This is a genomic window from Flavobacterium arcticum (assembly GCF_003344925.1).
Taxonomy (GTDB): domain Bacteria; phylum Bacteroidota; class Bacteroidia; order Flavobacteriales; family Flavobacteriaceae; genus Flavobacterium; species Flavobacterium arcticum.
This window is the reverse complement of sequence record NZ_CP031188.1, coordinates 72,107-94,442: the sequence shown is the minus strand read 5'-3', so window position 1 is coordinate 94,442 and position 22,336 is coordinate 72,107. Positions and strand designations below refer to the sequence as shown.

Below are 22,336 nucleotides of genomic sequence, written 5' to 3'. Positions count from 1 at the left end.
TAGAGTCCAACTTAATTACTAAACATTATATACCATGTTAAAAAAATCACTTTTCAGGAAAATTTTATTTTCCGCAGCGTTGTTTTTATCTGGAGTAACCGTATGGGGACAAACAGATGACTTTACTGATGGTAATTTTACCTCAAATCCTACTTGGTTAGGCGATACATCTTTTTTTACTGTTATTACCGATGGTGTAGTTCCTGAAGGAAGTGCAACTACCGATGGTTCTTTTCTTGCAGCAAGCGTAAATCAAGGTAATATAACTTTAATGACGGCAAGTACAGAGGTTAGCGAATGGGAATTTTCTTTAGCAACAGGAGACTTTAACCCTAGTAACTCAAACTACATTGCAGTTGTGTTAATGTCTGATGTAGCTTTTTCGGGAGATATTGCAGCAGCAGAATGGTCTGGTTATTATTTAGAATTAGGAGTAACAGGTTCTAGTGATAAGATTGAACTATGGAAAAAACCTGGAGCTGGAGAAGCTATTGAATTAGGAGAATTATCTACTACTTCTTATGGGAATGGTGCGCTAGAAGCAGGCTTAAATATTAGAATTACAAGAAGCGAAAGCGGAGAATGGCAACTATATACTTCAGAAGGTTTTACATATGATGCTACCCCTACAATTGCTGCGGGTAGTACAATAACTGACAATACCTATACAGCATCATCATACTTTGGAGTAGCACAACATTTTACTAGTACAAGTCAAGCATCAAGAAGAGTATATATAGATAATATTTCTTTAGGGGGCGATGTTGCGCTTACTACACCCGTAACTACCGCAGCTACCTATACTTCTAGTGCAAGCTTTACTGCTAACTGGGGTTTAGTTGTTGCTGCTACAAGTTATAGGCTCGATGTTAGCGCAACCTCTGATTTTAGTACGTATGTTACAGGCTATGAAGACCTCAATGTAGGTAGTGTAACAAGTTATGAAGTAACGGGTTTAAACCCTGAAACTGATTATTATTATAGAGTAAGGGCTGTTTCAGATTCTGATACCTCTGAAGACTCTAATATTATAATGTTAACAACGGGGATCGAAAATGTTTGGGATGGCGCTGTTTGGACAGCGGGTTTTGTACCTAGCGTAATTGATAAGGCTATAATAGAGGGGGCTTATAATACTGCAACCGAAGGAGAGTTTACCTCATCTACCATGTTAATAAATCCAGGAGGATCTGTAGTAATAGCTTCGGGTACAAATCTTATAGTAGCCAATGAGATAAACAATACACAGTCGGCAGCAGCATTTATAATAGAAAATAATGCAAACCTTATTCAAACCAACCCAAACGCAGTTAATAGTGTAGCGTTACAAGTACAAAAAAATAGCTCACCATTATATAGACTTGATTATTCTTTATGGTCTGCTCCAGTAACAGGTCAAAATTTATTAGCTTTTTCACCACAAACATTAACCAATCGTTTTTATGATTATGATGAGTCAACAGATCTTTATACAGCAATAGCACCAGGGGCAAATAGCTTTAAACCTGGGTACGGATACCTAATACGCACACCAAATAACCATGTTGATTTTGTAGACGAAGAAACACCCGGTGAAGTTTGGACAGGTATCTTTGAAGGAGAGGTAAATAACGGTACAATAACTGTACCTATGGAAACAGCATTAAATGGTTATAACCTTGTAGGTAATCCATATCCGTCACCTATAAATATTGCAGCTTTTTATGCGGCTAATACAGGTGTAATTGATGAGGGGTCAGCGTTATATTTCTGGAGAAAACGAAATGATCCCGATGCAACTACTTATGCTACAATAACCCTTGCTGCTTATACTGCTAATGAAGCAGCTGGAGGCGATACAGGTTCGAGCACATTTATAGGGGATTCAGACGATTGGGTTATAAATCCAGGTCAAGGCTTTTTTGTTCAAGCAACGGCAGGTTCACTTGCTTTCAACAACGCTATGCGTATGCCGGTAAACAATGGTCAGTTTTTTAGGGTAGAACAGCAAGTACAAAAAAGTTCTCGTATTTGGTTAAATCTTACCACTGAAGGTGAATTTAGTCAAATGTCAATTGTTTATAATCCTGATATGACTTTAGGTCTTGATTATGGTTGGGACGGTAAAATGCTCCTTGTAGGTAACCCTGTAGAGCTATATACAATAGCAAACGATGTTAATTTAACTGTACAAGCAAGACCTGAATTTGCTATAACAGACAGTGTAGCTGTAGGTTTTTATGCCGAAAGGGCAGGTAACTATACTATAAGCCTTGATCATGTAGATGGATTGTTTACAGAAGGTCAGGATATTTACCTTATCGATTATGTAACAGGGCAACTTATCAATCTTAATGATAGAGGGTATAGTTTTACTACACAAGCAGGTACTAATAATAACAGGTTTGCAATAGTATACAATCAGGCATACCTTAGTACTAAAAATTCAGGCTTTAATCCTAACGAAGTAGTAGTTTACCAAACTAACAATGATATAAACATTGATGCAGGTACACTTGATATTACAGCAGTAAATGTTTATGATATGAGAGGAAGAACATTATATACTAATAATAATGTAAATGCAAGCCAATTAATAGTAAGTAATTTAAACTCTGATCAGCAGGTGCTTATCGTGAATGTTACTACTAATAGAGGTACTGTAACTAAGAAAGTAGTTTATTAAAAACTAAAAGAGATACTTATAGCAACTCCCTTTTATCAATTTGATAAAGGGAGTTTTGTTTTTTATGAACATAAAACTATAACTTTTTAAGATTTATTTGTTAATAGAGGTAGGGTATTTTGTTTATGTTATGTTTTTAACATAGTTTTAATACCAAATTGCCTAACCATGAATAAAAATACTTTGTTTTTATATACTCTACTTCTTATAGTAGGGAATACTTTTTCCTATGCAACAACTTTTGTTCCTGTAAATGATGAGTGTGGTAATGCTACAGTACTCACAGTAAACTCTGGGCAAAGTTGTACAAGTATAGCTACAACATCTTTTTCTGCTGCCACAGTTTCACCAGAGGGCAATACATGTACTGTTGCTACAACAGGCGATATTTGGTATCAGTTTGTGGCAACATCAACATCACATACAGTATCTCTTTCTAATTTTACTGGCACACCCCAACCAGTAGCAATGGTAATTTATGAAGGAGCAGATTGTAGTACTTTTACTCAGGTATATTGCAGTATTAATAATGTAATAAATGCTACTTCACTTACTGTAGGAGAAACATATAAACTAAGACTTTATTTCAATACAACAACTCCTTCGCTTACAGCAACAACATTTAGTGTGTGTGTTACTACACCGCCGCCGCCATCAGATAATAATCAGTCTGACTGTGTTATTACGACAATTAATTTTGATTTTGAGTCCCCAGCCCCTCCTCCTGTAACTAATTACCCTATTTTTCTTAATCATAATGTAGTACAGGGTTGGCGTACAACGGCATCAGACCAAATGATGGAGTTTTGGCCTGTTCCTAATTATGAAAATGTACCAGCTTATAGTGGTAATCAGTTTATAGAACTTAATGCAAATTTAGTGTCAGGTGTATATCAGGATTACCAAACACCAGAAGTTACAACCTTTTCTTATGGTTTTGCCCATCGCGGTCGTCAGGGTACAGATACTTGTCAGCTTTTAGCAGGACCACCAGGCGGTCCTTATACTCCAGTAGGAGCCTCTGTAACTACAAGTAATACCGCATGGAGTTATAATACAGGTACATATGATGTGCCTGCCGGACAAACCGTGACTCGTTTTATATTTCAATCAGTTTCTAGTGTAGGAGGCGCGAGTGTAGGTAATTATCTTGATGCTATAACCTTTACAGCTAACAATGGTATACTTTCGCCTAACCCGTATTATATGGATTGTGGAGATTTAATAGCCAGTGTAGAAGCAGCAGGTACAGGTACATGGATGGCACATAGTGATAACCCGTCAACTACCACAATAACCGATGCATCAAGTAATAGTACAACTATATCAGGTTTTACTTCAGAAGGACTTTATTATTATGATTGGGTTACACAATATTGTGTTACTACACTCGAAATATCATTCTCAGGAGACTCTGTACCACCACCTGTAGTAGCAAACGTAGTGTATTGCCAAGGCGAAACAGCTACTGCACTTACAGCAGAGGTATTACCAGGAAATACTGCTAGTTGGTTTGCAGGCGCTCCACCTGTACCTAGTACCGCTGTAGTAGGAACTACTAATTATTATGTAAGTCAGGTAGCACCCACTGGATGCGAAAGTATTGCAGCGCTTATAGTTGTTACAGTAAATGGTCTTGGTGACCCTGTTACCGATTTTACATTGCCTGCATCAGTATGTTTTGGCAGTACCGAAGTGCAGCCACAGCCCGCAACAGGATTTACTGCAGGAGGTACTTATACCGCCGAAAGTGGTCTTACTATAGATGCTGTAACGGGAGAAATAGATCCTGCTACAAGTACCCCTGGTGATTATAACGTAGTTTATACAGTTGTTGCTAACTCTTGTAATACAGCTGGTAATAGCAGCGTACCAATAACTATAGATCCAGTACCAGGTACACCTGATTTTACATTAGTGCAGCCTGATTGTTTTATAACTACAGGTACTATAACTATAAACAGCCCATTAGGAGCAGACTATACCTATAGTATAGATGGAACTAATTATCAGCCAGAAGCTGTATTTACAACAGTACCATCGGGTACATATACGCTTTATGTGCAAAATGCTACAGGTTGTATCACAGAATATGACTCTGCAATTATAGATCCTGTATTGGTAACACCTATTGTTCCTGATGTAGCTATAGCACAACCTACTTGTACAGTAGCAACAGCAACAGTTACTGTAAACGCTCCGATAGGAGCTCAATATACCTATAGTATTAATGATATAGATTATCAGTCTAGTACAGTGTTTAATGATGTTGTATCAGGTAATTATACTATAACAGTACAAAACACCGATGGTTGTATGAATACTACTAATATATTAGTTAACCCACAACCACCTACACCACCTACACCAGACGTAGTTATAACACAACCCGATTGTGATGTTCTCTCAGGCATATTAACAGTAAGCTCGCCTATAGGTACAGAGTTTACTTATAGTATAGATGGTATAAATTATCAGGCGAGTACTGTTTTTTCTGGACTTTCTCAAGGTAGTTATTCGGTAACAGTAATGAATAGTTTTGGGTGTTCCTCTACTTCAGGAAATTTCGATATAGATTTAGCCCCCGTACCAGTACCCACACCACAAGTTTCGGTAATACAGCCTACTTGTACAGTAGCTACAGGAACGATTACTATAGATGCTCCTGTAGGTACACAATATACCTATAGTATTAACGGTATAGATTATCAGTCTAGTACTATTTTTAATGATGTCTTGCCAGATACCTATACCATAACAATACAAAATACAGATGGCTGTATGGCTACGACCAGTATACAGGTTAATTCGCAGCCGCCTACACCGCCCGTACCTAATGTAGTTGTAACACAACCTAGTTGTAGCGCACTTTTAGGAACATTAACGGTAAACTTTCCAGTAGGAGCAGGTTTTACATATAGTATAGATGGTGTTAATTATCAGGCAAGTAATGTGTTTTCTGGACTTTTACAAGGTAGTTATTCAATAATAGCAATGAATAGTTTCGGATGTTCCTCTACTTCTGCTACTTATAATATAGATGCACCATTAACACCTGTACCATCGCCACAGCTTTCGGCAGTACAACCAGACTGCTCTACAGCATTAGGTACTATAGCAGTGAGTTCGCCTTTAGGAGCATCATATACTTATAGTATAGATGGTATTACTTTCCAGAGCGGAATATTATTTACAGGGCTCATACCTGGCACATATACTATTTTGGTTAAAAATGCAGATGGCTGTATAGCAGGTTCTTCTATTAGTGTATATCCTGCACCTGATATGCCAGCGATAGCTGATGTTACAGTATCGCAACCTGATTGTGGTTCGGCTACGGGTACAATTACAGTAAACAGTCCTACTGGAGTAGGTCTTACTTACAGTATAGATGGTATTAATTTTCAACCAAACCCTGTAATTTCAGGTTTAGCACAAGGTAGTTATACTCTAACTGTAAAAAATAACGTTGGTTGTATCTCTGTAACTAACCCTATAATTATAAGCTCTTCGCTAACGATACCACAACAACCTGTTATTACTGCAATACAACCTACTTGCGATACGCCAACAGGTACTATTACAGTTACATCGCCAATAGGGGCGGGACTTACTTATAGTATAGACGGAATAAATTATCAATCGAATACTGATTTTACAGGTTTAACACCTGGAATGATTTACAATGTAACAGTACAAAATGCTGTGGGGTGTACAGTAATGTCATTGCCTTTAACGATACATAACGCTCCCGAGGTACCAGCTGTACCTACCCTAAATGTAGTGCAGACTGATTGCGATAATTCGAGAGGTCTTATAACGGTAGATGCACCAGTAGGAGAGGGGATTAAATACAGTATAAATAATATATCTTTTCAGCCAAGTCCTGTTTTTACTAACCTAGTACCAGGAATATATACTATAACAGTAAGAAATTTAGATGGTTGTACTGCTAGTGATACTGTAGAGATATACCCTCAGTTAGCAACTTCAGACCCTGGTATAATAGATGGACCTTTGCAGGTTTGTGAAACAAGTACAGCACAGTTTACAAATGCCACTATAGGAGGAACGTGGTCAGTAAGTAATGAAGATAGAGCTACCATAAGCGATACGGGCGAATTAACAGCTATTTCATCGGGTAATGTAATTGTATATTATACAGTACAAAATCCTAATGAATGTGCTGCAGTAGCCGAGTTATCTGTTTGGATAGTAGGTGCACCAAGACCACAACTTTTTGATACTTTTATATGTCTTGATATAGAAACAGGAGAATATGCTAATGCTGAATTAAATACAGGACTCTCGATAGACCAATATAGTTTTGTTTGGTATAATGGCAGTACAGAGTTGCCCAATACAGATGGATATATTACGGTAACTGAACCAGGAGAATATAGTGTAGATGTAACCAATATAGCATTAGGGTGTACGGGTAGTGCTACAGCAATTGTATCGGTATCTTCTCAGGCAATAGTAAATGTAGTAGTAGGCGAAGACTTTAACCGTAGGCAGTCAATAACCATTACTGTTTTAGGAGGTTCAGGTGATTATGAATATCAACTGAATGATGGTGCTTTTCAAGACGAAGCTATATTTACAGGTATAGAACAAGGAGAGTATAGTGTAACTGTGAGAGATAAAAACGGTTGTGGCTCTTCTACTGAAGTAATATATGCACTAAATTATCCACGCTTCTTTAGCCCTAATGGCGATGGTGTTCGCGATACTTGGTTTATAGAAGGGTTAAGAGGTAGATCAAATACTAATATTTATATATTTGATAGATATGGTAAAGTAGTAGGGTCTGTTATACCTGGTACAGTAGGTTGGGATGGCACATTTGATGGCGAAATTCTCCCAGCTACAGATTATTGGTTTACCATTTCTTATATTTCATCTGATGGTAACAGTAAAGAGTTTAAAGCTCATTTTTCTTTAATACGATAAACTATAGTTAGCTATATATACACTTATATAATAATATTAGAAGATTTACTTTCAGGGTATATATTATTTATGATATAAGCTCCTAGGTTAAACCATTGTGAGCACTCATTTAATATCCATGCATCCGAACTGCATATTAACTTATTCCCTTGCACTAGAAATTTATCAGGATTATACTCCAGATAGGTATCCCATGAAAAATGATACTTTTCAGCTAATTCGTAAGCCAATGTTTTTAGTTTACCACTATTGGAAACTGGGGTGTCAAAAACCCAGACTACTTTTTTGATCTCTAATTTTTCGAGTGTTTTTCCAACTAACTGTAAGACTTCTTCTGTTTGGTTTACTTTCCTGTATGTACCATGTACTGATGATACATCGCGGTAACATTCATCAAGTCCTTTAAAAACAAAACCTCCAGATAATACTGTTTCTAATAGTATTAAGATATTAAAACCATCTAAGTAAATTGTCTTGTTTTTTAATTCGGGAGGAGTTAATTCTTTCTGCTTTCTATTTTGAATATCACTTTCTGAACACGACATACCTTGTAGCGCAAGTAACTGTCGTTTAGTAAGTCGGTATCGATTGCCAACTAATGCTAGTGAAGATTTTGCAGGATAATCTCTACTTAATAAGTAGTGCATGTCTATCAGTCCTTCTTGTAGCTTATTTTGTTCTTTTAGCGTACCAAATGCTTTTTCATCTTCAGAACTTTTACCTCTGTTTTTTCCAGTTTTTGGAGATTTATCTTCCATAGTCTAGGATGTTTTTTCAAACTTCTAATAAGTTACTTTATGGGGCTAAACTTTCGAGTAATTTTTCTTTGTCTCTTTTTAATAATTCATTATCAGTATTGTAGTTAGAAAGCTTTTGGGTAAAACTGAGTGTAGCCGTTAACTAAGAATATTAATTTGATATTTAGATTACCAATAGGTATGTTTTGTATAACTAAACAATAAAAAGCTAATAAAATTAGTTCTAAATTTTATATTAAATTATTTAAGATAGTCTAACACATTAACGGTTTCATATTTAGGACTTCGTTTTAAAAATTCATTTAAAAAAGCAGCATGTGCAGTACCCATTATAATAAAAACCCTATCATTTTTAGATAATGGTATTTGGTTGAGATTTGAGTATATTCTAAGATTTCTTCTGTAAAACTTAGCAGCTTCATCGGCTCCTTCAAAATGATTTTTGGTAGCCGTATATGAAAGAATATCAGCATTTAGATTGATAGATAAATCATAAAATTCTTGTGTGTTAAAGCTTCTTAGTTTTTCTAGAGTAGATAGTTTATCTGTTTCGGCTAAGTTAGCAAAAGTATGTTTTAGGTACATTTTAGAAGTAATACTATCAATAGGGTTTTCAAGCTCATTAGTAATATTATAGTTGTATTGTGCGGTTTCTTGTTCATCAATGCAGTAGATTTTTTTTACATTAGTAAGTTTACCTACTTGATATGCAATTAGACCTATCTCTCCAGGGTAATTTGGCAAGTGCTTATCATTGTTTAAAAACAACTGATAATCTTTATTCATGTTTTCGTTTTCTGAAGGTTCTCTTTCGACACATATTACTGTAGGCTTAAATTTGGCAATCATTTTTGCAATTTCGTATGTCTCAGATTTACTTTTTACATCATTTTCATCAAACTCTGTTTTATGAGCATCGGAGGTACCAGCCATATGAAAAGTCCCAAAATTAAACACCTTGATTTTAGAAGAATTAGCATCTTCAGTAACGATATTATTTTTGGACACTGGCATTTTCTGTGTCTTGGTATTACAGCCTATTACAAGTAATACCGTAATAAAAAGTAAATTAAATTTGTTCATTTTATAGTTTTTAAATTTTCATCAAAATGTATCGCTCTAAAATATAACTATAGATAAAGTTGAGTTTATAGAAAAAATCTCTAATAAGCATTTTGAAAGCTAAAGATAAATGTAATCTTATTGTTTGAAATTATTACATTTTTTGTGGCTATTCTGTATGTTTTATCACAGTAAATTTTTTGTTGAAATAAAATTAACTTTTTAAGGAGGTATCGTGGTATAATTTTTTTTTAGATCTTACATACCGTTCTTCTATAGTATTGTATGAACAATCTAAAAACAAAAAAAGCTGAACACTAAGTGTTCAGCTTTTGTCGGGGTGGCAGGATTCGAACCTGCGACCTCCTGCTCCCAAAGCAGGCGCGATGACCGGGCTACGCTACACCCCGAATACATTACAATTATATTGCTGTTGTAACGAGGGTGCAAATATACTATTAATATTTATTTTACAAAACAATAGCATTATTTTATTTACAGATAATCAAAACTGATACTTTTGGGTAGGTCTTATTTAATTAAAAACTTACATTTGCAGTAATACAAACATTAGCAACAAAATACTATGTCTGATACAACTATAGAAAAAATTAAATGCCTTATTATAGGCTCTGGTCCTGCTGGTTATACAGCAGCAATATATGCTGCTAGAGCAGATATGAAACCTGTAATGTATACAGGAATGGAGCCTGGAGGACAACTGACTACTACAACCGAAGTTGATAACTTTCCTGGATACCCTGAAGGTATTGATGGTCCTACAATGATGTTGCATTTACAGCAACAAGCAGAACGTTTTGGTACACAAGTGCGCATTGGTATGGCTACCAAGGTTGAGTTTAGTAAAGAAGTAGGTGGGTGGCATAAGGTTATTATAGATAATAATAAAGAAGTACATGCCCATACAGTAATAATTGCAACAGGTGCAACAGCCAAATATCTTGGTTTACCAAGTGAGCAACGCCTTAGAGGTGGTGGTGTTTCGGCATGTGCTGTTTGTGATGGTTTCTTTTACAAAGGGCAAGATGTAGCTATAGTAGGGGCAGGAGATACTGCTGCCGAAGAAGCAACATATTTGGCTAACATTTGTAAAAGTGTTACTATGCTAGTACGTAAAGATTATATGAGAGCATCTAAAGCAATGCAACACCGTGTAGAAAACACACCAAACCTTACGGTACTTTATAACAGTGAGGTTGATGAAGTACTTGGCGAGCAAGTGGTAGAAGGACTTAGAGTTGTAAATAATCAGACCAATGAAAAATCAGAGATTGCTATAACAGGATTATTTATTGCGATAGGGCATAAGCCTAATACCGATATCTTTAAAGGGCAACTAGATATGGATGAAACAGGGTATTTATTTACAACAGGAAAAACAACCAAAACTAATATACCAGGTGTTTTTGCATGTGGTGATGTTCAAGATAAAGATTACAGACAAGCTATTACAGCAGCAGGATCAGGCTGTATGTCTGCACTTGATGCAGAGCGTTATTTAACAACGCTTGGCGATCATTAATAGCTAACTTAAACTATAAAAAAAAGCAGTACCAATTTGGTACTGCTTTTTTTATGACTTAAGGTTATTTAGTCTTTTTTATATAAGGTTGCATTTTCGGTAAAAGACTTTATTTCTATTTTCGGTGTTCCGTATAGCTGAATTTCTGTTTTTCCACTTGCCGAGATACTTATAGTTTCAGTTGCCAGTACATTACAATTACTGTATCCTTCTGCTAAAATATCTAGCGATTTTATTGTGAATTTTTTACTATCTAACTCAGCGTTATTATCAAGACGTATTTTTGCTTTTGTAGCATCACCTTCTATATCAGCAGCAGCTTTTTGGTATAAATCTATTTTAGCATCTTTTGTAACTACTAGTGCTTTTAAGTCGGCATTTTTACTAAGTATAATAGCAGTACTATCTGCTTGTATGTTTACTTCAGCTTTGGTTTTATCATCCATTATTAAACTAAAGTTTTTAGATTTTACGTTGAGGTACGATTTTGAGTAGTCTAAATTTTTTACAGTAATATTATCAAGTTCTAGGCTTGTAAGTGCATTAAGTACTACCTCATGTTTGGCGGTAATATTTGTTAGCTTCTCAGTATAAGTAATCCTTACGCTTAGTTTTTTAGAGTTAGTTACATTTTTAGTAGTTGTTATTCTTAATGTGCTACCATACATTTCAGCAGCAACTATTTCATGCAAGTTATCATCAGCATCTACTTCTAGTGCTTCTACATCACCTTTTACTAAAAAAACTTCAAAATTATCTTCTATCTCTAGGTTGTCAAACGCACCTACTTCTTTCTGGGTAACTGTTACGGTTTTAGAGCCTTTTATTCTTTCTTTTTTCTGCGCGAGTGTTGCTGTAGAACAAAGTATTGCGAGTAGTACTATAAATACATTCTTCATTATATATGTTTTTGGGTGTCGGATGTCGCAAATATATAAAAAAACACCAGCGTATGCTGATGTTTTTTGTTATTAGAATATATGCTGTTTTGGCAAGGCATGTTATAAGGGTAATTTTTAGCCTTTATAAACACTCCCTCCAGAGGATGTATCTCTATCAAGACGTTTGGGAGTATTTATATATTTAATACTACCTCCACTCGAGGCTTCTGCGTCAAGACTTTCTTGCGGATTAACACTTGTACTACTGCCGCTAGACGCTTCTGCTATAACATTTTCAGCAGTAAGCTCTTTTGCATTTAATGAGCTTCCGCTAGATGTATCTGTTGTAAGCTGGTTGGTGTTACCAGACACCACAATTTCGCTGCCACTACTAGCTTCACAAGTAACATTTTTAGTATCTATAGTAATATTTATGCTACTACCACTACTAGAAGAAAGATTAAGTGTCTCTGCTTTTAGAGTCATATTAGTTGTTATTGACGCACTACTAGAAGAGGATATACCTTTTATTATGGGCATACGCACTATTATTTTTTTTATACTGGCATTAGTTATACTAGCATCGGTATAAATTTTTAATTCATTGTCTTTTACTTCTGTTTTTATATGCTCTTGTAAATTTTCATCACTTTCTACAGCTACACTTGTTTGATTACTTTGTTCTATTATTACCTCAAGATCATTGCTAGCAGCTATGTAAGTGAAATTTTGGGTAATATCGCGGTCTTGCGTTACTACATTACCAGTACCTTTAACTTTCTCATAAAAAACGCCGCTATTACCACTTTTATCACTAAATATACATGAGCTTAATAGTAGAGAGGTTATTAAGGTAATTATTATTTTGGCTACATGAACTATAATTTTTATCATGATTATCTTTTTTTGATTAATAACTCCTATAAGTTAAATTTTTCAGGCTTTTCACGTTTCTCTGGCTTTTCAGGCTTTTCAGGCTTCTCTCGTTTTTCAGTACGTTCTATTCTTATAGCCTCTTCTATTTGTTTAGGTATTTCTAATTGACCATGTACTTCTATTTTTACTCTTTCTGTTTCTTTTATTTCTTCTGTTTCTTCTTCATTCTCATTACAAGTAATACATTCTACCTTGTTTTTATCCATACGATAAATGTTTTCAGAGTCATACCAAAGGTCAAAGAATGAGTTTCTTGTAGCATCATAATGTTTTACACTACTGTCTGGTTTAAAGTGAATACCTTCTGGTAGGTAAAGAAAAATCTCAATACTTTGATTTCTATATTTTTGGCTAGTCTCTGTAGTAAGGTAATTATCAAGAACTAGATTATTACCTTCTATCTGAAAATTATAGTTTATAAATTCGGCTCTTTTTCTTGCTTCAGATATAGACTTGCCTAATGATATTTTTTCTACTTGTAGGTAAGGTTCTGCTTCATCTGTTTTCATTACATACAGTCTAACATCGTTAGAGTATATAATGTCATTACCTTCTATGTCTTGGGTAATACGGAAGCCATCTCCACTATGCCATGACTTATCAAAGTAATTATTATACTTAAATTTTAAATTAAGAGTATCGTTTTTAGTAATATTTATATCTTCTCTAACAAAGGTTTTGCCTTCATGGCTAATTTCATTTCCTACAGATATACTTATGTAAACAATACCCGCTATAGAAGTAATCCATAGTGCTAGTAAAGTATATTTTGCTAAGCTTCCTATAGATCTTAGATTTTCTATCAAAATTTTAAGACCAAGTAATAATAAGCAGAACAATGGTATTCCTACGGCTAAAAGACCAAACAAACCTGCTAACCATATAGGTAAATCGGTATAATTAACTCCATCAGCATACGGGTAAAATAATGATGTTTGCATAGAAGAGGTAAATAGCATAGTAAAAAATGCTATAACAAGACCTACTAATGATAAAGCAGAGAATATAGTAATTAATGCACCTATTAGTTTAGAGAAGCCTTTAAAAATACCCATCAAAACTTTTTCGAAACCGTTTCCCAAATTTTCTGCTCCTGATTTTGCATTAGCACCTAATTTGTCATAATCTACATTTTTTATTTTTTTGCCTAATGCATCAAATTCCTCACGCACCTTACGTTCAATGTTCGATATGTTTATAGGGTCGCCTGTCATTTCAAGCTTTTCAGTAGTAGTTATTGCCTTAGGTATTAGTATAGATAGTATTATATAAATAATAACACTAGTACCAAATGATATAAATAACGATAGGATGAAAATAATTCTAACCCATAATGGGTCGATTCTAAAATAATGAGCAATACCAGCACAAACACCGCTAATTATAGACTTTTCGCCATCTCTAAAAAATTTTCGAGTACGCTTTGAACTATATCCTGGAGGCACATAATAGTCATTATCTTTTTCAGCTTTTTCTGTAGTACCGTCATCATCTAACCTGTAATCTTCAGGTTGCCCCATTACTTCGATAACTTCTTCTACTTCACGCATACCCACTACTTGCTTATCATTTTTAAGCTTCTCTATTAAAAGCTCTGCAATCCTGCTTTCGATGTCATTCATTATCTCATCTTTACCATCAGGTAATAGAGAGCTTCTTATAGCATCAAAATAGTGATTTAATTTTTGATAGGCATTCTCATCTATATGAAAGAAAAGACCTCCTAAATTTATACTTACTGTTTTGTTCATGGCTATGCTTTTTGGATAGTTATGATATTTACTGCATCGGAAAGCTCCGTCCAGGTTATACTCAATTCTTTTAAAAATTCTTTTCCTTCATCAGTAAGTCCATAATATTTTCTTGGTGGTCCTGATGTCGATTCTTCCCAGCGATAACTGAGTAATCCGTCGTTTTTCAATCTTGTTAGTAGTGGGTAAACGGTACCTTCTACTACAAGCAGTTTAGCGTTTTTAAGGGTATCTAATATTTCTGATGTATAAGCGTCCTTCTCTTTAAGTACCGAGAGGATGCAAAACTCTAAAACCCCTTTACGCATCTGTGCCTTTGTGTTCTCAATATTCATAGGCTTTATATTTACTATCGTTTCATTATATCTGTAAGTGGCTGTTTCCATAACCACTGTTTTAGTTTTTTCTTAAAGCAAAGGTATCATCTCCAAAGTATATTTCATCAGGATGTCCAAAATAAGTAACTGCAGATGTTTTATCTGTATCTATTTTAATACTGTCTTCTACATTTATAGCTATAGCCGACATTCGTCTTGCCCATATCTCTACATTATCGCAATTAAATTTATCTGCTGCTAGTGTACCACCACTACAAAATACTGATGCTTTTTCGGCATGCCCATTTAACTGTACATAAGCACCCTCTGTAATATCTGTTTTAAGTTTACCTGTTATAATACTACCCTTAAATCCTGAGCCCGAATATGCTTTAATAGTACATTTTTCGGTAGTATTTATTTTTCCAGAAAATGTAGCTCCTGTTTTTAGTATTACCGTAAGCTGGGGAACATTAATTTGGTTTGAAACCTTTACTACAGCACCAGATGAAGCTGTTATAGCCGAGGTGTTATTGTCAGAAATATAGACTATTATTTTTTCTGAAACTTTAGATGTTGCATTCTCTGCCTCTTCATTAATGTAAACTTTAAGCACCTTTCCTTTACATTTTGTAACTACATAATTTAAGTTGTCTTTCTCTGAAGAAGTTACACTTACCAACTCTGTATCGCTGTGGGTAAAAATTACCTCGATACCATTTTGAACCTCGATGTTAGTAAAGTTTTTCACGTTTCTTGTTTCTTCATTTTGGGCTGATGCACTTACTCCTGTAAAGGCTAATACAGCCATAAATAACATTGTTTTCATAATTGTTCGTTTTTGATTGATGATTGATGATGATTAATTTGATTGATGATTGAACTTGCCTATAATAGGCGATTGATTAACTGATTATTTTATAAATTTTATAGTTAAAGGAAAATTATATACTTCTCCATTACTGTTTTTTACGGCTGCATATACTATAAGAAAGAACTCCATTACTTTTAATGCTGCAAAAAGTAGTACTGTTACTACAGCTATTGCTACTATACTTGTTATTTTTCCTGCTGTAAACTGTTCTATGACCCAGTCTTTTTCACTTCCCAGCGTTAAGCTTACACCATCAAGAACACTATATACTATAGCAGGTATAGAGATTATTAATAATAGCATAAAATAAAGTAGTAGGCTCAACTGAAAATTTATAGCTTGTTTTCCACTCTCATCTATAAATTCAGACTCTTTCTTTTCTAAACTCCATAATAAAGTAGGGAAAATCAAGTTGCCAAATGGAATAAAATATTGCGATAATGCACTGATTTGCATTAATGTTGCTGCGTTCTTATCTGCTGTTGTTACCATAGTATATTATATTGGCTATTAATATTCTATGCAAATATATGTTCTAAAAAAGGTATTATGCAATACAAAGTACTAAATATTAACATAATTTTAACAAATTGAAATTATGAGAGAAATTGGTGTAATATGCTTATATTAGCAGTAAAATCAGATGCTTTATGGAATTTACACCATCAAAATTAAATACATTTCTCTTTTTTAAACTTCCCTCGGCTTACTGGAGTGGGGTAAGGGTAAAGCAAATTACTACTAGAAAATGCGTTGTTACAGTAAAGCACAAGTGGTTTAATCAAAATCCTTTTAAATCAATGTATTTTGCAGTACAGGCTATGGCTGCCGAGCTTACTACAGGTGCACTCGTAATGTATCAAATAAAAAAAAGCGGAAAAAAAATATCGATGTTAGTAGCCAATAATAAAGGTAATTTTACTAAAAAAGCCACAGGGCGCATTACTTTTACTTGTAATGATGGTCACAAACTAGAAGAAGCCATACAAAAAGCAATTGCTACAGGTGAGGGGCAAACCTTTTGGATGACATCTATAGGTGTTGATGAGAAAGGCGACCAAGTATCGCAAATGGAATTTGAGTGGAGTATAAAAGCTAAATAGGCTATAATTAAAACAAATCACAAACAATAGTTAAACATTTTTTTTGATAACTAATTGTAATTTAGTGGTCTTATCTTTGTATAAAAATAATTTATGAGAGTTTTAATCACAGGAGCTACGGGACTTGTTGGTACCGAATTGGTATCACTGTTGCTTAAAAACGATATTCATATTAATTATCTTACTACTTCGAAAAGTAAAATTCAAAGTAAGCAAGAATACCAAGGCTATTACTGGAATCCTGCAAGCGGAGTTATAGATGATAATTGTATAAATGATGTAGATGCCATTATACATCTAGCTGGTGCTTCGGTTGCTAAACGATGGACTAAAGCATACAGACAGGAAATAGTAGAAAGCCGAGTGTTATCTACAAAAATTTTATATGATTTACTTAAAAAGAAAGAAAATACAGTAACTCACTTTATAGCGGCTTCTGCTATAGGTATATATCCAGATAGTTTAGATAAAGTTTACTCTGAATCGGATACTGAGGTCGATAATTCTTTTTTGGGTCGTGTAGTCGAAAAATGGGAACAAGCTGTAGGTGAAATAACAACATTAGGGATTAAAGTTGCCAAAATGCGAACAGGTATAGTGCTTTCGGGTAAAGGAGGTGCACTTATAGAAATGGCAAGACCTGTAAAATATGGGCTTGGTGCGGCACTTGGTAGCGGAAAACAAATGCAGTCATGGATACATATACACGATTTAGTAAATATGTACATGCTCGTGCTAGAAAAAGAGTTAAATGGTGTGTATAACGCTGTTGCGCCTTATCCTGTTACAAATAATGAGTTAATGAAAACTATTGCAAGAGTACTCGATACTCCTTACTTTTTGCCCAACGTGCCAAAATTTATGCTTCAGCTTATACTTGGTAAAATGCATATAATATTACTTAGCAGTCAGAATGTCAGCGCAAAAAAAGTAATAAGCGAAGGCTATCAATTCGAATATCTTTCTCTAGAAAAAGCAGTACGACAAGCTTTAAAAAAGGATTAAATAGGTGTTTTTTCATGATGTTTAGCAGTATTTTTACTGCAAAATATTTCCTTGTTTTTTACTTCAGTAATATTCCTCTTTTCTATATTATCTTTTTATAAAAATCAAGATACCAAATGGTACATTTGCGCTCATTCTATAGATCGTAGTAATATTGGTTATTATATATCTTTAAGAAAGTAAATAATACCTGTGACAATTTGACATTATTACACTTTTGGCAATACTTTTGCAATCCCGATATAACAATATGAAAAATAAATGTTCAAGAAAATATTTAAAAATATGAGCCAAGATAATTCTGAAAGCAAAGAGAAAGAAAGTATAAACGAAAATATAGCCGCAGAAAACGAAACAGTAACAGAAAACGAAGCGGGTATACCGTCGGCAGAGGAACTTACTGAGGAAGAGAAGTTGAGAGAAGAACTGGCTAAAGAGAAAGATAAGTTTTTACGCCTTTTTGCAGAATTTGAAAACTACAAAAAGAGAACCTCTAAAGAAAGAATGGAGTTGTTTAAAACAGCCAATCAGGAGGTGCTTTTAGCATTACTTCCTGTAATGGACGATTTTGATAGAGCGCTTGCAGAGATTGCAAAATCAGAAGATGAGTTATTGTTAAAAGGTGTAGAGTTGATACATAATAAATTTAGCGATACGCTTAAATCTAAAGGGTTAGAGCAAGTGGAGTTAAAAGCAGGCGACAATTTTGATGCTGATTTTGCTGAAGCTATAACACAAATACCAGCACCTTCGGATAAGTTAAAAGGGAAGATTGTAGATGTTATAGAAAAAGGATACAAACTTGGCGATAAAATAATACGTTTCCCTAAAGTAGTATTGGGTAACTAATTGTTAATTTCTAAAGTGTAAGCAAAACAAAGCAATGAAGAAAGATTTTTACGAAATATTAGGTATAGATAAAAGTGCAACCCCTGAGCAGGTGAAAAAAGCCTACAGGAAAAAAGCAATTGAGTATCACCCTGATAAAAACCCAGGAGATAAAGAAGCAGAAGAGAAATTTAAGCTGGCAGCAGAGGCTTATGAAGTACTGAGCGACTCTGACAAAAAAGCACGTTATGATCAGTATGGTCATGCAGCTTTCGAAAATGGCGGTGGAGGCGGAGGTTTCCATGGAGGTGGTATGAATATGGATGATATATTCAGCCAGTTTGGCGATATATTCGGAAGCGCTTTTGGTGGCGGAGGCGGATTCGGAGGCTTTGGCGGCGGAGGTGGTCAACGCAGGATGAAGGGAAGCAATCTTAGGATAAAGGTAAAACTAACTCTTGAGGAAGTTGCCAATGGCGTAGAGAAGAAAGTAAAAGTAAAAAGAAAGGTACAAGCACAAGGTGTTAATTATAAAACTTGCTCTACATGTAATGGTAGTGGTCAGGTAATGAAAATAACTAACACTATATTGGGTAGAATGCAAACAGCATCTACTTGCCATGTGTGTGGAGGTACTGGTCAAATTATAGAAAGCAAACCACCACAAGCCGATGCACAAGGTATGATTCTGCAAGATGATGCAGTGTCAATAAAAATACCAGCAGGAGTGACAGATGGTATGCAATTGAAAGTATCAGGTAAGGGTAATGATGCGCCAGGTGGTAATAGTATACCTGGAGACCTTATTGTAGCAATAGAAGAAGTAGAACATGATTCACTAAAGCGTGAGGGTGAAAATTTACATTTAGACCTTTATATAAGCTTTGCTGAAGCAGTATTAGGAACATCTAAAGAGATAGAAACTGTAGGCGGAAAAGTAAGGATAAAACTAGAAGATGGCATACAATCGGGCAAAATATTAAGGCTAAAAGGAAAGGGTATACCAAGTATAAATAGCTATGGTAGTGGTGACCTTTTGGTTCATGTTAACGTGTGGACTCCCAAAGCATTAAATAAAGAACAACGTCAGTTTTTCGAGAAATCACTTACAGACGAAAACTTTATTCCGCATCCTGAAAAATCGGATAAATCTTTTTTTGAAAAAGTTAAAGATATGTTTTCTTAATTTAAGAAAATTTTATATATTTGGTTTTCACTAGTTAACTAGTGGATTTTTCTTTTTCATAGCAATTTTTCCCATCCTTATGTAAATAAGGATGGGTTTTTTTATTTTGATTACTTTAATCTGTAACATTATCGGTATTTATACGCCATATAATTGTTATTTTTACCAATCACAATACAAACTGAATGAAACCAATTTTAGAAGTAAACAATGTTGTAAAGCAGTATGGCAATTATACAGCGCTTAACAATGTTTCGCTGCAAGTTCCCAAAGGCAGTATATATGGATTGCTTGGTCCTAACGGAGCAGGTAAAACCTCACTTATACGGATTATAAACCAGATAACAATGCCAGATAGTGGTGAGATATTACTAGATGGCGAAAAACTAAACCCAAACCATATAGGTCACATAGGGTATATGCCCGAAGAACGAGGGCTGTATAAGAGTATGAAGGTGGGCGAGCAGGCACTATACTTAGCGCAACTTAAAGGCTTGTCTAAAGCTGAGGCAAAAAAGCAATTGGAGTACTGGTTTGATAAACTGGAGATAAAAGGTTGGTGGAATAAAAAAATACAGGAACTCTCTAAAGGTATGGCGCAAAAAATACAGTTTGTAGTAACAGTATTGCATCAACCTAAGTTATTAATATTTGACGAACCTTTTAGTGGTTTTGATCCTGTTAATGCCAATCTTATTAAGGATGAAATACTAGAGTTGCGAGATAAAGGAGCTACAATTATTTTTTCTACCCACAGGATGGAAAGTGTAGAGGAACTTTGCGATGATATTGCGTTAATACATCAATCGAACAAACTTATTGAAGGTAAGCTACACGATGTAAAAAGACAATACAGAAGCAACACCTTTGAAGTGGGTATTGCACCACATAATTTTCAAGGACTATTGGCTGATATCAGTACTAAATACACTACAAAAAAAGCCGACTTTAAAACACTTGATGATGAACTTAAACTTGAGGTGTCGTTACCACAAGGCGGTACATCGCGCGATTTACTTAACTATCTTATGCAACAGGGTAACATAACTCATTTTGTAGAGAAAATACCGAGTGTAAACGATATATTTATTCAAACCGTAAGCCAGAAATAGTATGAGTCTTTCCCTTATTATAAAACGAGAGTTTAACTCGAAGGTGCGCAATAAATCATTTATTGTAATGACGTTTCTAAGTCCCCTGCTCATAGTAGCTATGGGTACACTAGTTGCTTACCTTGCCAATGTAAATAAAGATGAAGTTAACAAAATAGCTATACACGATGTGGCGGGTGTTTTTAAAGATGACTTTAAGGATACAAAGAATGTAAAATATACCGATCTTTCTTTAATGCCGCTCGAAACAGCAAAAAAAGAAGTTGCTGAAGGCGAAAGTTATGAAGGGTTAATTTATATACCTCAAACTGATAGTATAACAGAGCTTGCCACCAAGGTGGAATATCTTAGTAATGATAGCCCTAACCTCGATTTTGTTTCTAATATAGAAAGTGTCGTTAATGATAAGATAACAAAATATAACCTTAAAGTGTTAGGTTTTGATTATGACAAAATTGAAAAGGCAAAAACAAGAGCTACCATACACCTTAGTAAATTTTCGGGAGAGGAAACCTTTAAAGAAGGAAGTATTATTAAAATAATAATAGGCGGACTGTTTGGTTACCTTATCATGATGTTTGTAATTATTTATGGTAATATGGTAATGCGTAGCGTTATCGAAGAAAAAACCAATCGTATTATAGAAATCATCATCTCATCAGTAAAGCCATTTAAGCTAATGATGGGTAAAATTATAGGTACTTCATTTGCAGGAATATTGCAATTTCTTATATGGACGGTGTTAGGGCTTGGGTTGTTTTTTATACTCAGTAATGTATTTGGTGTTCAGGTAGGTGCAGCAGCACAACCAGAGGCAGCAGCAATGTCGCAAGAAGCCATGAGTAGCGCGCAACTATACCTTAGCGAGATATTAAAACTACCATTGTTTACCATATTTATTTCGTTTATTATATTTTTTATAGGCGGATTCTTTTTATACAGTTCACTTTATGCTGCTATTGGGGCTGCTGTAGATAGCGAAACCGATTCACAACAATTCTTACTGCCTATTATCATGCCTTTAATGCTTGGTGTATATGTAGGGTTCTTTACAGTAATAAGCGACCCTCATGGTACTGTAGCAACTGTTTTTTCTATGATACCGCTAACATCTCCAATAGTAATGATGATGCGAATACCATTTGGTGTGCCACTATGGCAAATTATAACATCTATGGTGCTGCTTTTCGGAACGTTTTTTGGTGTAGTATGGTTTGCTGCCAAAATATACCGAATAGGTATCTTGATGTATGGTAAGAAACCAACATATAAAGAGATATTTAAGTGGCTGAAATATTAATTTTAATAACAGTTTTTGGTTGGTAAAAGTGACTAATCTGTATGTTAAATAATCTAAAAATC

At 34.8% G+C, this 22,336-nt stretch carries 17 protein-coding genes and 1 tRNA gene; 9 read left to right on the top strand and 9 right to left on the bottom strand.

The features are described 5' to 3' along the window. Positions 1 to 34 precede the first annotated feature (34 nt). Positions 35 to 2,665, top strand: a complete 2,631-nt coding sequence (locus DVK85_RS00465) for a T9SS sorting signal type C domain-containing protein (RefSeq protein ID WP_114676547.1) — start codon at positions 35 to 37, stop codon at positions 2,663 to 2,665. Positions 2,666 to 2,833: 168 nt separating this feature from the next. Further along, on the top strand, positions 2,834 to 7,618 hold the full coding sequence (locus tag DVK85_RS00460) for a T9SS type B sorting domain-containing protein (protein WP_114676546.1): 4,785 nt from the start codon (positions 2,834 to 2,836) through the stop codon (positions 7,616 to 7,618). A gap of 23 nt (positions 7,619 to 7,641) precedes the next feature. On the opposite strand, the gene DVK85_RS00455 is transcribed toward DVK85_RS00460, so the two are convergent. The 3 genes from DVK85_RS00455 to DVK85_RS00445 form a co-directional block, all read right to left on the bottom strand. Then, positions 7,642 to 8,376, bottom strand: a complete 735-nt coding sequence (locus DVK85_RS00455; protein WP_114676545.1) for a DUF434 domain-containing protein — start codon at positions 8,374 to 8,376, stop codon at positions 7,642 to 7,644. A 240-nt stretch (positions 8,377 to 8,616) separates the two neighbouring features. Then, positions 8,617 to 9,459, bottom strand: coding sequence for a DUF5694 domain-containing protein (locus tag DVK85_RS00450; protein ID WP_240339580.1), 843 nt, complete (start codon positions 9,457 to 9,459; stop codon positions 8,617 to 8,619). A gap of 314 nt (positions 9,460 to 9,773) precedes the next feature. Beyond that, positions 9,774 to 9,848: transfer RNA gene (locus DVK85_RS00445), tRNA-Pro, on the bottom strand. Between the two features lie 176 nt (positions 9,849 to 10,024). On the opposite strand from DVK85_RS00445, the gene trxB reads away from it, so the two are divergent. After that, positions 10,025 to 10,981 carry a thioredoxin-disulfide reductase gene (trxB, locus tag DVK85_RS00440; RefSeq protein WP_114676544.1) on the top strand — a complete coding sequence of 319 codons (957 nt, stop codon included), beginning with the start codon at positions 10,025 to 10,027 and terminating at the stop codon, positions 10,979 to 10,981. A 68-nt stretch (positions 10,982 to 11,049) separates the two neighbouring features. Here the strand turns inward: trxB and DVK85_RS00435 are convergent, their stop codons facing one another. The 6 genes from DVK85_RS00435 to DVK85_RS00410 form a co-directional block, all read right to left on the bottom strand. Then, a complete protein-coding gene (locus DVK85_RS00435; RefSeq protein ID WP_114676543.1) occupies positions 11,050 to 11,880 on the bottom strand; it encodes a GIN domain-containing protein in 831 nt (276 codons plus the stop codon). 117 nt (positions 11,881 to 11,997) lie between these two features. Further along, positions 11,998 to 12,756, bottom strand: coding sequence for a head GIN domain-containing protein (locus DVK85_RS00430; RefSeq protein WP_114676542.1), 759 nt, complete (start codon positions 12,754 to 12,756; stop codon positions 11,998 to 12,000). Positions 12,757 to 12,782: 26 nt separating this feature from the next. Then, a complete protein-coding gene (locus DVK85_RS00425; RefSeq protein WP_114676541.1) occupies positions 12,783 to 14,549 on the bottom strand; it encodes a PspC domain-containing protein in 1,767 nt (588 codons plus the stop codon). A 2-nt stretch (positions 14,550 to 14,551) separates the two neighbouring features. Beyond that, positions 14,552 to 14,884 (bottom strand): PadR family transcriptional regulator, encoded by a 333-nt coding sequence (locus DVK85_RS00420; protein WP_114678945.1) that lies wholly within the window; start codon positions 14,882 to 14,884, stop codon positions 14,552 to 14,554. A 61-nt stretch (positions 14,885 to 14,945) separates the two neighbouring features. Further along, complete coding sequence (locus DVK85_RS00415; protein WP_114676540.1) at positions 14,946 to 15,695, bottom strand: GIN domain-containing protein; 750 nt, start codon at positions 15,693 to 15,695, stop codon at positions 14,946 to 14,948. Between the two features lie 84 nt (positions 15,696 to 15,779). Then, positions 15,780 to 16,232: a DUF4870 domain-containing protein gene (locus DVK85_RS00410; RefSeq protein WP_114676539.1), complete on the bottom strand. Its 453-nt coding sequence runs from the start codon at positions 16,230 to 16,232 to the stop codon at positions 15,780 to 15,782. Between the two features lie 158 nt (positions 16,233 to 16,390). Here DVK85_RS00410 and DVK85_RS00405 point away from each other — a divergent pair, with 158 nt between their 5' ends. The 6 genes from DVK85_RS00405 (at position 16,391) to DVK85_RS00380 (ending at position 22,274) form a co-directional block, all read left to right on the top strand. Beyond that, entirely contained in the window at positions 16,391 to 16,843 is a 453-nt protein-coding gene (locus DVK85_RS00405) for a DUF4442 domain-containing protein (RefSeq protein ID WP_114676538.1), read from the top strand. Between the two features lie 93 nt (positions 16,844 to 16,936). Then, entirely contained in the window at positions 16,937 to 17,848 is a 912-nt protein-coding gene (locus DVK85_RS00400; RefSeq protein ID WP_114676537.1) for a TIGR01777 family oxidoreductase, read from the top strand. A gap of 285 nt (positions 17,849 to 18,133) precedes the next feature. Next, positions 18,134 to 18,697 carry a nucleotide exchange factor GrpE gene (locus DVK85_RS00395; protein WP_394338158.1) on the top strand — a complete coding sequence of 188 codons (564 nt, stop codon included), beginning with the start codon at positions 18,134 to 18,136 and terminating at the stop codon, positions 18,695 to 18,697. Positions 18,698 to 18,731: 34 nt separating this feature from the next. Next, entirely contained in the window at positions 18,732 to 19,862 is a 1,131-nt protein-coding gene (gene dnaJ, locus DVK85_RS00390; protein WP_114676535.1) for a molecular chaperone DnaJ, read from the top strand. Between the two features lie 185 nt (positions 19,863 to 20,047). Beyond that, positions 20,048 to 20,974: an ABC transporter ATP-binding protein gene (locus DVK85_RS00385; RefSeq protein ID WP_114676534.1), complete on the top strand. Its 927-nt coding sequence runs from the start codon at positions 20,048 to 20,050 to the stop codon at positions 20,972 to 20,974. A 1-nt stretch (position 20,975) separates the two neighbouring features. Beyond that, positions 20,976 to 22,274 carry an ABC transporter permease gene (locus tag DVK85_RS00380; protein WP_114676533.1) on the top strand — a complete coding sequence of 433 codons (1,299 nt, stop codon included), beginning with the start codon at positions 20,976 to 20,978 and terminating at the stop codon, positions 22,272 to 22,274. Positions 22,275 to 22,336 lie beyond the last annotated feature (62 nt).